The organism is Vibrio sp. 1159, from assembly GCF_033340395.1.
Taxonomy (GTDB): Bacteria; Pseudomonadota; Gammaproteobacteria; order Enterobacterales; family Vibrionaceae; genus Vibrio; species Vibrio alginolyticus.
This window is the reverse complement of the sequence record NZ_JAWOWL010000004.1, coordinates 1-14,724: the sequence shown is the minus strand read 5'-3', so window position 1 is coordinate 14,724 and position 14,724 is coordinate 1. Positions and strand designations below refer to the sequence as shown.

General features: G+C 43.8%; 12 protein-coding genes and 1 tRNA gene. 7 read left to right on the top strand and 6 right to left on the bottom strand.

Annotated elements, in window-relative coordinates; all coding sequences use genetic code 11:
- The first annotated feature begins 385 nt into the window (after window positions 1-385).
- Window positions 386-1,819, top strand: a complete 1,434-nt coding sequence (gene nhaC, locus R7127_RS04935) for a Na+/H+ antiporter NhaC (RefSeq protein WP_005380726.1) — start codon at window positions 386-388, stop codon at window positions 1,817-1,819.
- A 90-nt stretch (window positions 1,820-1,909) separates the two neighbouring features.
- On the opposite strand, the gene R7127_RS04930 is transcribed toward nhaC, so the two are convergent.
- The 3 genes from R7127_RS04930 to yejK form a co-directional block, all read right to left on the bottom strand.
- On the bottom strand, window positions 1,910-3,073 hold the full coding sequence (locus R7127_RS04930) for a hypothetical protein (RefSeq protein WP_017821147.1): 1,164 nt from the start codon (window positions 3,071-3,073) through the stop codon (window positions 1,910-1,912).
- 104 nt (window positions 3,074-3,177) lie between these two features.
- Window positions 3,178-4,506, bottom strand: coding sequence for an Hpt domain-containing protein (locus R7127_RS04925; protein ID WP_172563533.1), 1,329 nt, complete (start codon window positions 4,504-4,506; stop codon window positions 3,178-3,180).
- Between the two features lie 82 nt (window positions 4,507-4,588).
- Entirely contained in the window at window positions 4,589-5,587 is a 999-nt protein-coding gene (gene yejK / locus R7127_RS04920; RefSeq protein WP_005380723.1) for a nucleoid-associated protein YejK, read from the bottom strand.
- Window positions 5,588-5,672: 85 nt separating this feature from the next.
- Between yejK and R7127_RS04915 the strand changes: the two genes are divergently transcribed.
- The 3 genes from R7127_RS04915 (at window position 5,673) to R7127_RS04905 (ending at window position 7,977) form a co-directional block, all read left to right on the top strand.
- Window positions 5,673-5,900: a YejL family protein gene (locus tag R7127_RS04915; protein WP_005380722.1), complete on the top strand. Its 228-nt coding sequence runs from the start codon at window positions 5,673-5,675 to the stop codon at window positions 5,898-5,900.
- A gap of 22 nt (window positions 5,901-5,922) precedes the next feature.
- Complete coding sequence (locus R7127_RS04910; RefSeq protein ID WP_064376889.1) at window positions 5,923-7,731, top strand: DUF3413 domain-containing protein; 1,809 nt, start codon at window positions 5,923-5,925, stop codon at window positions 7,729-7,731.
- 155 nt (window positions 7,732-7,886) lie between these two features.
- A tRNA-Ser gene (locus tag R7127_RS04905) sits at window positions 7,887-7,977 on the top strand.
- 193 nt (window positions 7,978-8,170) lie between these two features.
- Here R7127_RS04905 and R7127_RS04900 read toward each other — a convergent pair.
- Complete coding sequence (locus tag R7127_RS04900) at window positions 8,171-9,094, bottom strand: histone deacetylase (RefSeq protein WP_005384909.1); 924 nt, start codon at window positions 9,092-9,094, stop codon at window positions 8,171-8,173.
- Between the two features lie 271 nt (window positions 9,095-9,365).
- Between R7127_RS04900 and R7127_RS04895 the strand changes: the two genes are divergently transcribed.
- Together R7127_RS04895 and R7127_RS04890 are read left to right on the top strand one after the other, a co-directional pair.
- Complete coding sequence (locus R7127_RS04895; RefSeq protein ID WP_017635826.1) at window positions 9,366-10,055, top strand: SDR family oxidoreductase; 690 nt, start codon at window positions 9,366-9,368, stop codon at window positions 10,053-10,055.
- Between the two features lie 183 nt (window positions 10,056-10,238).
- Complete coding sequence (locus R7127_RS04890) at window positions 10,239-10,445, top strand: hypothetical protein (protein WP_005380717.1); 207 nt, start codon at window positions 10,239-10,241, stop codon at window positions 10,443-10,445.
- Window positions 10,446-10,489: 44 nt separating this feature from the next.
- On the opposite strand, the gene R7127_RS04885 is transcribed toward R7127_RS04890, so the two are convergent.
- Both R7127_RS04885 and R7127_RS04880 read right to left on the bottom strand, forming a co-directional pair.
- The gene (locus R7127_RS04885; protein WP_033907348.1) at window positions 10,490-12,457 is read right to left on the bottom strand and encodes a DNA topoisomerase III; all 1,968 of its coding nucleotides are present in this window, start codon (window positions 12,455-12,457) and stop codon (window positions 10,490-10,492) included.
- 103 nt (window positions 12,458-12,560) lie between these two features.
- Complete coding sequence (locus R7127_RS04880; protein ID WP_005380711.1) at window positions 12,561-13,109, bottom strand: NAD(P)H nitroreductase; 549 nt, start codon at window positions 13,107-13,109, stop codon at window positions 12,561-12,563.
- 173 nt (window positions 13,110-13,282) lie between these two features.
- Here R7127_RS04880 and R7127_RS04875 point away from each other — a divergent pair, with 173 nt between their 5' ends.
- On the top strand, window positions 13,283-14,599 hold the full coding sequence (locus R7127_RS04875; protein WP_064376890.1) for an MFS transporter: 1,317 nt from the start codon (window positions 13,283-13,285) through the stop codon (window positions 14,597-14,599).
- Window positions 14,600-14,724: the final 125 nt, after the last annotated feature.

Genomic DNA, 14,724 nt, shown 5'->3' with positions numbered 1-14,724 from the left:
TTCACAGCAAAATCTCAACCCCTATTTTGTAAATAAGCGCGTTTTTTAACCTTTTCCTCTGAAAAACCGGGTTACACGAGATTTTTTAGTGTTTGGTTTGCGGTTTTAACCATTTTTCAAGTAGGGAAAGCACTTTAGCCCCCTAATTGGTCTTACCACTCAATGAGAAAATAACACATGAAGCACAATAATTTCACATTACACAACATTTAAAACCAAAAAAGTTAAAACAAACTAACAGTTAATTTCACAAGCAAACGTTTTTACCGACGAACATCAAGATAAAACACCAAATGTTCGAAATATAATTTTTGTTAATGTATGTTATGCGCGATTACAACAAGGAGCGCCTTCCTCTATTGCTCCAAGATTGACAGAGGCACATATGAAGCAAGTTACACCACGCCTACCAAGCTTGATACAGGTATTTATCTCGCTCGGTTTATTTCTCCTGCTGGCATTTTCGTTCACAGCCAAGCTAGACCTACCGATTCAGCTAGCGCTATACATCGGTTGGTTCATTGTCATGATATTGGGCATAAAGCTTGGCCATCAGTATAAAGATCTGGAAAAAGCAGCACTAAATGGCATTTCCAATGGACTTGGAGCCGTTTTAATCCTTTTGGCCGTTGGCGCGCTTGTAGGTACTTGGATCTCTGGTGGTATTGTTCCAACCATTATTTACTACGGCCTTAAAGCAATCCACCCTTCCATCTTTTTGCTGGCGACCATGATCATCTGTTCATTGACTGCGCTAGCGACTGGCACATCTTGGGGTGCGGCTGGCACGGCAGGTATTGCAATGATGGGTATCGGTCAAGGTCTTGGTGTTCCTGCGCCAATCACTGCAGGTGCCGTACTTTCAGGCTGTTACTTTGGTGACAAAATGTCGCCTCTATCGGATTCAGTAATCCTTGCTTCATCTATGTCTAACGTTGAAGTGATGGAACATATTAAAGGTATGTTGCCGATAGCACTCATTAGCTACATTATTACAGGCATTATGTTTACTGCATTTGGCTTCCACTACGCAGGTCAAGTTGACATGAGCCAGGTAGACTCTGTCATTAAAGCGATGGAACAGCAGTTCTACATCACCCCTTACTCATTTGTTCCTGTGATCATCGTATTGTCACTTCTAGCGATGCGTATGCCTTCATTCCCAGTGATCAGTTTTGGTTCTCTGCTAGGTATTATTTGGGCAGTGATGATCCAAGATGTCGATTTCCTAACCGCGTTCAACACGGCTTGGGCTCCGTTTGCAATCTCATCTGGCGTAGATTTCATTGACTCAATCCTTAACCGTGGCGGCATGTCTTCAATGCTTGGGTCGGTAGCGGTTATCGTATTCGGCCTTGGTTTTGGCGGTCTACTAGATAAAGTAGGCGTGCTAGAGACTATCGCGAAGCTGTTTGAAAAACGCGTTCAAAGTGCAGGTTCATTGGCAACAAGCACAATTGGTACGGCCTTTATGGGCAACGTATTTGGTTCAGCGATGTACGTTTCACTTATTCTGACCCCAAAAATCTGTGCGAAGAACTATGACCGTCTAGGCTACAAACGTAAGAATTTGTCTCGTAACGCAGAATTTGGCGGCACGCTAACCTCAGGTATGGTCCCTTGGAGTGACAACGGTATCTACATGGCCAGTATTTTGGGTGTTGCTACACTGTCTTATGCCCCGTTCATGTGGCTGAGTTTTGTATGTATCATCGTAACGATCTTCACTTCTTACATGGGTTGGTTTGTTGATAAGTGCGAACCAACAGCAGAAGCAGTTGAAGAAGCTGAAGGCGAATTAAAGCAGCAAACCGCTTAACTTCGCAGAGATAGGAAGAACCTCCCTTCCGAATTCAATACTAAAAAAGAGCACTTTAAAGCGCTCTTTTTTTATTTCCAAAACAAATCGTTAGCTTTGTTTGACTGGCGTTTTCACGGCTGCACGCTTCCCAAACCAATAGCCCAAGCCAAGCGGTGCAAAGAATATAACGGCAATGAACAGAATAAAGTAGATGATGGTACTTTTGACAAGTTCAATCAGCTTAGTCATGGCGAGATTCACAACCTCTTGCGACACTCGATCCATATCTTGAGCAAACTTCTCGCGCTCATGGGTAATGATCTGTGCGATTTCTTGGCGCTCTCTGGCAACCATCAGCTCTATAGCTTGGCGTTCTTCACCCAACTGAGATAAACGCGCCTCCGTCCTTTGATCGATATCGTCAACCAAAGGTTGTAACTCCAGCGCCATTTGTTCTGCCAAATAGCGCATGTACTCTGGGTTGTTATCGATAAAATCCCTCATCGAATCAGCGGTAACTTGCAAACTATTGAGCGCCGCATTGACTTTTTCGATACTGGCAGAGCTATTCAAGGCCAACAACTGCGCTTTCCACGTCATAATTTTTGGTGTCTGCTCTGATACCAGACTTAGACGATCAGAGACATCCCCGAGTGCTTCTGGCATCGTGCCTAGCGTTGTAACGGCTTCCTCTTCGCTAATTTGGTTTGCATCTAACCACCTACGGTAAGCCGGAGTCCTAATCATGCTTAAATCAGCGAATGGATGCTGCTTGGCGAACTCTGCAACAAACGTTTTTGTCTTGATGTATGCTTCTTTCTTCAATAAAGATTGAGCCAGTTTATCTACCTCTTTCGCTAAATAAACGGAAACTAACTTGGCCTCATCAGACGCAAAGAGCTCATTACCAGAAGCGGTAATAAAAAACTGTTCCATTTGTAGCGTGAAAGTCCATGTATCAATCAGTGCAGCCATTGGGGACACTTGGTATGCAGAAGCTTGGATGCCTTCTTCAGCATTTATCTTCCAAAGTAAAATATAAGATTGATGAACTTTATCATGAGGCTCATATTGTTCGTGTAGTGCATCTGCTGCTTGCTCAACCTGAGCAAAAAACTGCTGCGCATACTCACGAGTCAAAAGACGCATATTGAGCTCTTGTTTGGTAAGAGGGACGGTTTGACTCTCGATCTTGACTTCGAGCAGGGAGCACCCTGAAAGCATCATAACCAGCCCTATCAACATCATTGAAGACATTCGGCGAACGGACATGAAAACACCTTTAACAAATTGTATAGAACAGGAATAAAGCGAACTAAGTCATATAGTTCGAGCCTTTATTACCTCAACTCTTATGACATTAAGTCAGAGCAATATCAATCTGTTAGCGCTTCTGTTATCTTTTCACTATTGAGAGCATTATTAGCAAAAAGTATGGTTTGTTTTAGGACATCATCTAAACATGCCAACTTCTCTTCCGGCACTTTTTGCCCTTGTTTAATCAACAGTTCAATATCACCCGAAATACAGTGCAATGGCATTGCACCTAAACTCCCTGAGACCCCTTTAAGACTGTGTGCGGCTCTTTGCGCTTGCTCTTTATCCTCTTCTAACAGCTGATACATTTTAGTGCCATCGCCAGAGTGGTCCTGAATAAAGACCTCCAGTAACATCCGCACAGCGCCCTCGTCACCAGACAGAGAATCTAACATTTTATTGATATCTATGTACGGCTCACGTTCCACTACTTCCACTTGTGATGAATTCACCTCATTACAACTTTTTTCGTTCATTTGGACGTTTTGAAAATTTTCTGACTGAGCTGAGGGAACAGTGTTAGCTCCATTTTCATCATCGCCAACTTGCTCTGACTTTTTATCATCGGTTCTGGGTAGTGGTATCGGTTGAATCGTTTTTGGGGAGAAGGCTCCCCATGAAATGAGGAAAAGGAGCAAACCACTGATTACAGACAGCCAAACAATAAAAGTCATTAGCTTCTGTTCCAACTGCTCATTTATCGAAGTTAACTGGTTCGGGAAATCTGGATTAAGCAGTTGATTAGATAAATAACTGCCCTGTGCCTGAGCAGATAGTGCGCTTGAGGTTTGAGCAAGCTGGCGCTGAAGAGCGCTTCGCTCTTCGGGAGAGAGCGTCTCTGATTCAATAAAAAGTCGGTCTAAGTCACGGTAAGTATCGCTATTCGTTGCAGAGTCACTAGAGACAGACTCAAAAACAAGCGCACCTAAGCGATAGTACATTGCCTGAATTTGCTCAGAGTTTTCTGTTCGAGCACGGCTGCTTCGTAACTGTTCTGCTAACGAAACCAATTCACTGTCACTTCTTACAAAAGCTCGAGCACTTTCTAAAAATCGGTCGGTCGTATAAAGTAATTGAGTGATGTCTGGTGTGATTTTCCCTTCAGAAAACTCACTTTCAAGCTGTAAGCGAACTGCATAAGCCAACTGAAGTTTCAGTGAAATTTGGTCGACGTGTTTAACACGGTAAGGCAGATCGAAGTTAAAAAAGTGCCTGACTTCTTCAACTTTACTTCCTAACTCATTTACAGTCGAAATCGTTTGAATCGTTTGTTTGGCTTGCAGCCAAATGCCAAGTGCTAAAACACACCACAAAACGAACCAGAACCAAACAAACCGCCGTATTCCTTCTTTTAGCTTCAGCAACACTTGCCCCTCGCATATCTCCATTAATTACAAGCATATACTATGGATGTTTCTTATTCACATAAAAAAAGAGAGCCGTTTGCTCTCTTTATTTAACGATATGATTTTAATTGCGACTTAACTGATCTTTTAGATTTGGAGGCGTCCCTTTAATCGTTAAGGTATCCGTCTCTGGATCATAAAAAATACGCTCGCCAAGTAAGAGACTATCGAAGCTAATATTCAAACCACCACCAGCTCCAACAAATTTAGTCAGTTTGCGAACCGTCGCACGATCACCTGGGAAAGACTCTTCAAGCTCGTACCCTTGCTCTTTGGTGAAATCCATAAAGCTCGTGCCATCTTGGCTTTGAGGAAGCTCTCCGGAAAGCTCTGAGATTTGAACCTCATCACCGGATTTAATTTGCTCATTGCAGTAGTCGTAAACTTGTTTCTTGTACTCGTTCACTTCTTGCTTTTCTAGCTTCGAGTCAGCACAAAAATCATCCACCGCCTGCATCAACACTAAGTTTTGTTGTTTAGTATCTAAGCCAATATCCGCTTGCAGAAAATCTAGGAAGAAGTCCGCCACTTTACGGCCAACGCGTCCTTTAATGTATTGCAGATAACGATTGGATTCCTTGTCGGTCTCGTAGCTCGACAGGTCGATGCGTGCGGCAATATCCATTTTGGTGATATCTAAGTAATCTGTCGCACTGATGTCCAAACCTTCGGTCACTTTTAAACTCTGATTCATTGGTAAGATACCGATGAACAAGTAGTCCGTTGCTAAACTCTGATACTCAGCGAAAACCAAGATACCTTCATCCGCAAATGGGTACTTAATCAACTCTTCTTTCAAGCGATTTGCACTAATTTGTGAGAAGTCGTAAAAATCTCGCTCTCCTTTGCGCATTTCTTGAAGCCAAAATTGAAATTCGCTGTCTGACTGGAAAGCGCCAAAACCTTTACCAGCTTTAGAATGGAATACTCGGTGAAGCTCAGCGACTAAGTTTTCTGTAGATGCATCGTTCTCTAATGATGCTGGACGAAAGTTTACAACCAGCTCGTCCTGATCGTTTTTGCACAGTTGATGCAGAATAACGTTTGAAAGATGAAGACTCATAGTGATTTTATCTTGCTACAAGGTTTTAGTTGATGGGCATTGTAGGTTATCATAAGCCGCTTTTACTATCATTATTAGAGTCTTTATGCCGATTACATCTAAATATACTGACGAGCAAGTAGAAAAAATTCTTGCTGAAGTAGCAACAGTTCTTGAAAAACACGCTGCTTCTCCTGAGTTGACGCTAATGATTGCCGGAAATATCGCAACCAATGTCTTAAATCAACGTGTTGCTGCTTCACAACGCAAAGCGATTGCTGAAAAATTTGCTCAGGCGCTGATGTCTTCTTTAGAAACACCAAAAACACACTAATCACGGACAATAGAACACATACATGGTAGACAGCGGAAACTCATACAGCGAACGTGTATCTCGACTAGTTGGTTGGGGTCACTGGTTTGCATTCTTCAATATCGTTGCATCGATGTTGATAGGCACACGCTACATTGTTCAGTCTCCTTGGCCCGAGACGTTACTTGGTCAGTTTTATCTGGCGGTTTCTTGGGTTGGTCACTTTGGCTTTCTAGTTTTCGCACTTTACTTGCTTGTTCTATTCCCGTTGACGTTTATCCTGCCATCGCGGAAATTGTTCCGTTTGGTGGCAGTGATTTTCGCAACCGTTGGGCAAACCATATTATTAATTGATACCCAAGCGTATCAGTCGATCAATTTGCACTTAACTCCCGTTGTCTGGGAGTTACTATTCAGCGAAGACAAAAGTGCACTCAGCACTGACCTACAACATTTATTTGTTGTGATGCCGCTGATCTTCCTTATTCAACTCGCACTATCCGAATGGGTATGGCGAAAACAGCGCAAACTATCTCATAAGCACGTAGGACGCCCTCTCGCGGCCGTCTTTTTCCTCAGCTTTATGACCAGCCATTTGGTTTACATTTGGGCAGATGCGTATTTTTACAACCCAATTACTAGCCAGCGTTCAAACTTCCCGTTGTCTTACCCGATGACGGCGAAGAGTTTTATGGAAAAACATGGTCTACTTGACCGTGAGGAATACCTAAAACGTTTAGCAGAAAACGAAGGCAACGTAGAGTTAGTCAACTATCCTCTTGAAAAGCTTGAGTTTAACCGCCGAGTTAATAAGCTCAATGTGTTGATGATCAGCATAAACAATTTACGAGCGGATGCGCTTAACCAAGAAGAGATGCCTAACCTCTATGAGTTTGCTGAAAACAATCAGAACTTCCGTAATCATTACAGCTCAAGTAATGATACATACGGGGCCTTTGGTTTGTTCTATGGCTTACCGACCAGTTATGCATCAAGCATCAAGGCGCAAGGTGCTTCCCCAGTATTGCTCGATGTACTGAAAGATCAGGGCTACAACTTTGGTTTATTCAGTGGCAGTGGGTTTGAAGATGATCTCTACTCAGAAATTATTTTCCGCGACTTGAACTTAGCGGAAGACCTAGATGGCACGCAAGCTCATACCGATAAACAATCTATCGCAAACTGGAATACATGGTTAGCAGAGAAAGCAAGTCAGCCATGGTTTAGTTACATCGAAGTCACCACCGTTGATAATTTTGAATCGATTCCTTCAAATAATGACGAAGAAATGCCCGCAAGTGAGCGATTCAAAAAAGCTTATGAATATGCAGTGAAGTCGGCGGATAGAACTATCGCCGGTATTATTGATGAACTAGAAACGACGGGACAACTGACAAACACCATCGTAATCATCACTTCTAATCACGGTAGTGAATTTAACGAAACCAATACGAACAGCTGGGGAGCAAACAGCAACTACAGCCGTTATCAATTACAAGTTCCGATGGTGATCCATTGGCCTGGAATGCTGGCTGGCGAGTTTAATCACAGCACAAGCCACTTGGACCTCTCGGTTACACTGTTGCAAGATATGCTCGGCGTATCTTCCAACCCATATGATTACAGTAGTGGTCGCAACCTATTCGATGAAAGCCGTCGTCGCTGGATCTTGGCGGGCGATACTCGCGAGCTTGCCTTAATTACTAGCTCACAAACCACAGTGATCGATAAGTTTGGCAACTACAAGCTGTATGACAAAAACTACAAACGACTTCGAGATGATGCACCGAAGTTGCCAGTTTTGATGCAAGGTTTAACTGAGTTACAGCGTTTTTATTCTAAAAACGATTAATACCTAGCAATCCATATACTATTCAAACTCCCCTTTTTGGGGGAGTTTTTGTTTATTTAAACAACACAAACCACAAATTTGCGCAGTAAACATCCAATCAGTTCAACTAGGGGTTTACAACATTTTCAAAGCCTTATATTATGCGCCTCAACAACGGAGAGATGGCTGAGTGGTTGAAAGCACCGGTCTTGAAAACCGGCATACGTTAATAGCGTATCTAGGGTTCAAATCCCTATCTCTCCGCCACTTTTAGAAAAATCCCGCTAAGAAATTAGCGGGATTTTTCGCATCTCCAGACTTAAAAGATTTGTACAAATCACTTATCACTTCTTGAACGCAACTAAGCACTCCGCCACACTCCGAAAGAACCCACAAAAAATTAATGCCCTTTTCGTTCGTTCCAGTGTTGAATCAATTTGATATTTACATCTAGTTGTATCTACTCATCAATAAAGACTTCTTTAGCGGCATTGATAAGCTGCAAATGGATTGGGACGAGGTCAGCATGATTCGTTCGATATCCACCTCCAACGACAGCTGCGACAGGGATACCTCGAGATTTCACTGTTTGCATTAAAAATCTATCACGTTCTAAAATCCCTTGAGTCGACACATCAAAATATCCAAGCTCATCGTCTTGATGTATATCGACACCAGCATCGTAGATAACTAAATCAGGGCGATGAAGATTAAGTGCCATATCGACCACTTCTTTAAACGCCATTAAAAAATCCTCATCACCTGTCCCTCGCACCAAAGGCACATCGAGGTCAGACTGAGGCTTCCTCGCTGGGAAGTTTTTATCACAGTGGAAAGAAAGCGTGATGATATCTGGCTCATCGTCACATAAAGTTGCTGTTCCATCCCCATGGTGAACATCACTATCAATGATCAATACTTTATCGACATGCTCGACTTCGAGCGCTTGCCTGGCCGCGATCACTAAGTCATTAAATAAACAAAAACCACTGCCAAACTCTTTGTGTGCGTGGTGATACCCACCACTCAAATGAATGGCCACACCGTACTCAAGTGCCTTTTTTGCGGTCAGAGCCGTGCCCGCTGCTGAAGTTAGCGTTCTGGTAATGAGAGACTCACTCCAAGGAAAACCTATTCGGCGCATCTTCGCAGCTGGCATGTTTCCACTAACAAGTAACTCGACGTATTCCTCGTCATGAACACGTTTTACTTCCCCAACAGTTAATGCTTCGGGCTGGAAAAACTGCGTGTGCTCTTTCCAGTTATCTTTCTCCATATGCACCAATACCGATTCATAGAGGTACTGGTATTTCATAATTGGGTAACGATGCCCCTCTGGCAACTCAAGTTGAGAATAAATCGGGTGGTAGATAAATGGCAGCATGAGAAATTCTTAATAACAATGGTAACGAAATAGTATCAACTTAAAGGGTTGAATAAAACGCAATTTAATTGATAATGATTTTCAATATCAATTAAATTTAATATACATATGAATTCTACTTTCTTTGCTATTCTCGGCGCACTGTTTGGCTCTCTTTGTGCCCTGTCCCTATTTTCATCTCTTGTTGTTGGTGCGTGGTGGTTGGTTGATTTTATTGTGCTTAACTAACACAATGACTTTCAACTGAAATCAAAAAAACATAGGTGTTTGTATGAGTCAAACCGTCTTTATTACCGGAGCAAATCGCGGCATTGGCCTTAGCTTAACTGAGCTGTACCTGAAGCAAGGCCACCAAGTACATGCTACTAGCCGTTCCTTAGAGAACAGTTCAGAACTACAAACTCTAGCCTCACAATTCAGTAATTTGGTTTTGCACGAACTGGATGTCACTCACTACGAACAAGTCGCTAAGCTTGCCGATAAACTCCCTGCCATCGACTTACTCATCAATAATGCAGGATATTACGGCCCCAAGGGATATGGCTTTGGAAACACTGACGTAGAAGAATGGCGTAAAGCCTTCGAAGTAAACACCATTGCACCGTTAAAACTGGTTGAGCACTGTTACCCTCGCTTACAACAAGGCAAGATAAAAAAGATTGCTTGTATCTCATCAAAAGTGGGGAGCATGACCGAAAATACGTCCGGTGGCGGTTATATTTATCGCTCATCGAAAGCGGCGCTTAACTCGGTTGTGAAAAGCTTAAGTAATGATTTAACACCTGAAGGATTTACCGTTTTAGCGCTTCACCCTGGTTGGGTAAAAACGGCGATGGGCGGGCCAAATGCTTTGATAGATACGCAAACCTCCGCGCAAGGCCTAGCGAACGTGATAGAGCTGAGCACACCGCAGCTTTCAGGTCGATTTATTAACTACGATGGTACTGAGTTACCTTGGTAGCAGCATTAAGACACAACCATCACTAAACCAAATACCATCAAAGCCAGGCTTCATAATCGTGACTTGGTTGGCAAACATAATGTTCATCAGTGATCCACCAGCATAATTCACGCAATCTAACTTGAATTTATCTACATCCAATCCAGACTTAGGAAAAAGTAGAACAAATAAGGAGAAAGCACGATGGCAGCAGATAGGGATTTGGTTAATTTTAGCGAAGAGCACGAACTAAATTACTGCTTGAGAAGTGCTGGTAAACGCCAAACTCAAGCGAATCGAGATACATTAGTTGACTTGGGCAACCAGGTGAAAGAGGTACTGGACAAACGCGTGTTAACTCAAGGTGAAGTAAGAGGCGCGATCCAAAACCACGGTGACCTGTTCGAGTAATCTATTTTCAAGCATGCGCGGTGTTTAATTACACCGCGCTTGTCCTATGCCTGCTTACCTTTGGTTGCACGAGATTTAGTCGCGCCACCATTCTTTGAATAACTGCGCTTTTTACGTTTAAACGCAGGACGTTCCACCTTGGGTAAATGACGTAATGAATCAGGGATAGGGCCTGCTTTTACTTGTGCCATCAAGCTATCAATGCGTTGTTCCAGTGCTTGCATGAACGGCTGATATGCTTGATTTCTCTCTGCCATACCTTGTAACTGGTGCTCCCAATGAGCCGTCATATCAGGGTATGTTGAATCTTCTGGCAAGGCATGAATGAGACCTCTTCCCGCAGGAGAACTGAGAATTGACTTACCTTGACGCGTAAGCAGTTGGCGTTTGAACAGCGTGTCCAAAATACCAGCGCGAGTCGCTTCCGTGCCTAGCCCATCAGTGTCACGAAGGATTTTTTTCAGTTCTTTATCCGCAACGTAACGGGCGATCCCGGTCATCGCTTGCAACAGCGATGCTTCGGTAAAATGCTTTGGTGGCTCGGTTTTTCGGTCTTTTATTTCCCCTTCACGACAAGTTAACACGGTGCCTTCGGGTAGCGGTGGCACGGCATCAATACCTTCATCTTCCTTGTCAGTTTTGCCCATTAGCGCTTTCCAACCCGGCGAAACTAACTGACGACCTTTCGCGACAAACGTACCACCAGCGATATCGAAAACCAATTTCGCTTCTGCGTAAACCGCCGCCGGATAGAACTGCATGAGGTACTGGCGCGCAATCAATTGATACACTTTCATCTCATTGCCGGAAAGCGCATTCACATTAGCTTGCTTCGGTGTAGGGATAATCGCATGGTGCGCATCCACTTTTTTATCGTTCCAGGCTTTGGACTTTAATGTTAAGTCTGCTCCCTGAACGGCAACTTGCAACTCTTTTGCGTTATTCGCAATAGCAGTTGTCACCGTCCCTGCTTGTGAGTAGTGTTCCATCGGTAAATAGCGACAATCTGAACGCGGGTAAGTGATCAGCTTGTGCTTTTCATACAATGCCTGACAAGTATCTAGTACTTGTTGCGCACTCATACCATAGCGCTTCGCGGCATCGATCTGTAAAGCAGATAACGAATAAGGTAATGGTGCTGATTGCTTGGTTTGCTTTTGTTCCGACTCTGTCACTTTTGCGGGTTGATTTGCAATACGGTTTGCAACATTTTCTACCAACTTACGGTTTAATACTCGACCTTCTTCGTCCTGCCAAGGCTTACATGCCTCACTTGGCTTCCAACGAGCACGAATATCAAAAGTACCATTGGCATCTTGATATGGGATCAGAGCATGTAGGGTAAAATAGTCCTTCGGGACAAAGTTTTCGATTTCTTCATCACGACGCACCACTAAGCCAAGAACTGGCGTTTGCACTCGCCCTACCGAGAGAACACCTTGATACCCTGCTTTTTGACCAAGCAAGGTATAAGCACGAGACATGTTCATACCATACAGCCAATCAGCCCGAGAGCGGGCCAATGCTGAAACTGAAAGTGGGATAAACTCGCGATTACTGCGCATAGAACTGAGAGCACGTTTAACCGCAGGTAAGTTCAAGTCGGAAATCAACAAACGCTGTGTAGATTCCTTCTTGGTTTTAGATAACTTGCAATAGTCCAGAACTTCATCAACTAACAGCTGACCCTCTCGATCTGGGTCTCCTGCATGAATGACTTCGTTAGCTTCTTTGAGCAATTTACGAATCACTGTTAATTGCTTACTTGCGCTTTTCCTCGGTCTGAGCTGCCATTGCTGCGGAACAATTGGTAAATCTGCCATATTCCACTTTTTATAACGCTCATCGTAAGCGTCAGGTTCGACTTGTTCGAGCAAATGGCCGATACACCAAGTAACGATATCCCCGTTCCCACAGCGGATGAATCCTTGATCTTTCTTTTGAGGGTTTGCCAGTGCAGCGGCAATCGCACGGCCTAAGCTTGGTTTTTCAGCAATAAACAGACGAGACATAACGTTTTGGAAATAAATATAATTAGGGCCACATTAACGAATGTAGCCCTAATAAATCAAGAAAAACTGTATAAATAAACAGTCAGTTTATTTAAGTTTTTAGTTATAGGAATTCAACAAACTGAGAAAGGTCACGCTCAGGAACTTTCATCGGTGTACAACCAGGCGTGCCTAAGTACAAGAAACCAACAATCTCATCGTCACCCTCTAAACCAAATGCTTGATGAACTTCTGGATGGAACATCCACTTACCTGAGCGCCAAAACCCTTGAAAGCCTTGCGCTACAGCTGCCATTTGCATCGCTTGTACAGCGCATCCCGCAGATAAGTGTTGCTCTAGTGCTGGTACTTTCTCATGTTCTGTTACTTTAGCAATCACCGTGATCACCATTGGTGCGCGAAATGGGGCATTCTTTACCTTTTCGACCACCGCTTCATCACTATTTTCAGCTTCTGCCGCTTTTACCAATATATCTGACAGTTTTTTCAAACCATCGCCCTGTGCGATAACGAAACGCCAAGGGGTTAATCCCGCATGGTCAGGCGCACGAAGGCCAGCACGAATGATGTTCTCAAGTGCTTTACCTTCTGGAGCAGGCGCGGATAACTTCGCGATAGATCGGCGATTGAGCAAAAGATCGAGAGCGTCCATGAAAGAATCCTTATTGAATATCGTTGTTATTTTGTTTACGCCACTTTAGCACAATCTGCTCCTGCGAATAACAACCGGTTTTCTGTGGGCTTGATAACGTGCTTCACTTAACATCAATCTGGGTTTAATGTTAATTTATTCGCGAAATGAATAAGTTGAACATAGGCAGGTTGATGAACAAGGACAAACAAAACAGCATTTACGAAAAGATCGTTAATGACGAAGATGCCCGTGCCTGTAAGGCGATTCCTGAATCAGCTTGTCATCAAGTTCCCGGCAACTTTCTTAAAATAATTCTCGCTCAGTTTTTAACGAAAGTCGGCGATGCGTTAATCAATCCTAAAGTCACGTTGCCGTGGATACTACAAAGTCTCGGGGCACCGGTTTACTTAATTGGTTGGCTCGTTCCTATTCGTGAATCAGGTTCCCTTATCCCACAACTTAGCATCGCGCACTACATCCGACGCATTCCAGTAAGAAAATGGGTCTGGGTAATTGGCAGCATCTTGCAGGCTCTTTCCATATTTGCAATCGGAGTGGTCGCATTAACTCTGACAGGAGCTGCTGCGGGTTATGGTGTAATTGCATGTCTTGTGATCTTCAGCCTCTCACGCGGTTTAAATTCCGTCGCATCAAAAGATGTATTGGGCAAAACCATCCCTAAAAACCAACGAGGTCAAGTCAACGGCTGGTCTTCAAGTGCTGCTGGCCTGGTTACGCTGCTTTTCGCGAGCCTTCTGGCACTAGCCTGGTTATGGGACGTAGAGCCGACAGAGCGCTTTTACGGTCTGAGTTTAGGCTTAGCGGGCGTCATATGGCTCATCGCGGCATTCGTCTATGCGCGAATTAATGAGTATGCCGGTGAGGTAGACGGTGGTCGAAATGGCGTCCTCGAAGCATTTAAACAACTCGCGTTACTTAAGACAGACGTGACCTTTCGTCGATTCGTTATCACGCGGACACTATTTTTATGTTCTGCGCTGAGTGCACCGTACTACGTTGTGCTGGCACAGCAATCTCTGGGTGGACAGCTCTGGGTGCTAGCTCTCTTTATGTTTGCGAGTGGCTTAGCCTCCTTTGTGTCAGGTCCTTTCTGGGGAAGAATGTCCGATCGCTCTAGCCGCAGTGTGATGGTCATAGGCGCAATGATGAGCGCGCTACTTGGTGTTGTGTTATTTGTTTACGATACATGGGTCACCGCTAGCCAAAGCTTCCTATTCGTGATTCCTCTGCTTTACTTTTGTGTTTGTATTGCCCACGACGGAATACGAGTCGGACGAAAAACCTATTTAGTTGATATCGCAGAAGGTGACAAACGGACGAGCTATGTAGCCGTGAGTAACACAGTGGTTGGGATAATGCTGCTTCTAATGAGCTCTCTTGGTGTTATGTCGAACTTCTTGAGCCTTTCAGCTGTGGTGTTAGTGTTCTCTTTTATTACTTTTGCTGGCGTGGTAATGGCCAAACAACTGCCAGATATCAGTGACTAGTTCTATACAAAAAAGCTGCGCTCAAAGCGCAGCTTTTATGGTAAACACTGTGCCGTCCTAAATAAGGTTGACACTTTCTACCCCCAAAATTGGAGAGTGTTATGAAATCAACAACTAAAAGAACT

Coding starts and splice junctions, on each gene's coding strand:
- nhaC (WP_005380726.1), top strand. CDS start 386: ATGAAGCAAGTTACACCACGCCTACCAAGCTTGATACAGGTATTTATC.
- R7127_RS04900 (WP_005384909.1), bottom strand. CDS start 9,094: ATGCTGCCATTTATCTACCACCCGATTTATTCTCAACTTGAGTTGCCA.
- R7127_RS04885 (WP_033907348.1), bottom strand. CDS start 12,457: ATGTCTCGTCTGTTTATTGCTGAAAAACCAAGCTTAGGCCGTGCGATT.
- R7127_RS04925 (WP_172563533.1), bottom strand. CDS start 4,506: ATGGAGATATGCGAGGGGCAAGTGTTGCTGAAGCTAAAAGAAGGAATA.
- R7127_RS04880 (WP_005380711.1), bottom strand. CDS start 13,109: ATGGACGCTCTCGATCTTTTGCTCAATCGCCGATCTATCGCGAAGTTA.
- R7127_RS04875 (WP_064376890.1), top strand. CDS start 13,283: ATGAACAAGGACAAACAAAACAGCATTTACGAAAAGATCGTTAATGAC.
- R7127_RS04890 (WP_005380717.1), top strand. CDS start 10,239: ATGGCAGCAGATAGGGATTTGGTTAATTTTAGCGAAGAGCACGAACTA.
- yejK (WP_005380723.1), bottom strand. CDS start 5,587: ATGAGTCTTCATCTTTCAAACGTTATTCTGCATCAACTGTGCAAAAAC.
- R7127_RS04915 (WP_005380722.1), top strand. CDS start 5,673: ATGCCGATTACATCTAAATATACTGACGAGCAAGTAGAAAAAATTCTT.
- R7127_RS04910 (WP_064376889.1), top strand. CDS start 5,923: ATGGTAGACAGCGGAAACTCATACAGCGAACGTGTATCTCGACTAGTT.
- R7127_RS04930 (WP_017821147.1), bottom strand. CDS start 3,073: ATGTCCGTTCGCCGAATGTCTTCAATGATGTTGATAGGGCTGGTTATG.
- R7127_RS04895 (WP_017635826.1), top strand. CDS start 9,366: ATGAGTCAAACCGTCTTTATTACCGGAGCAAATCGCGGCATTGGCCTT.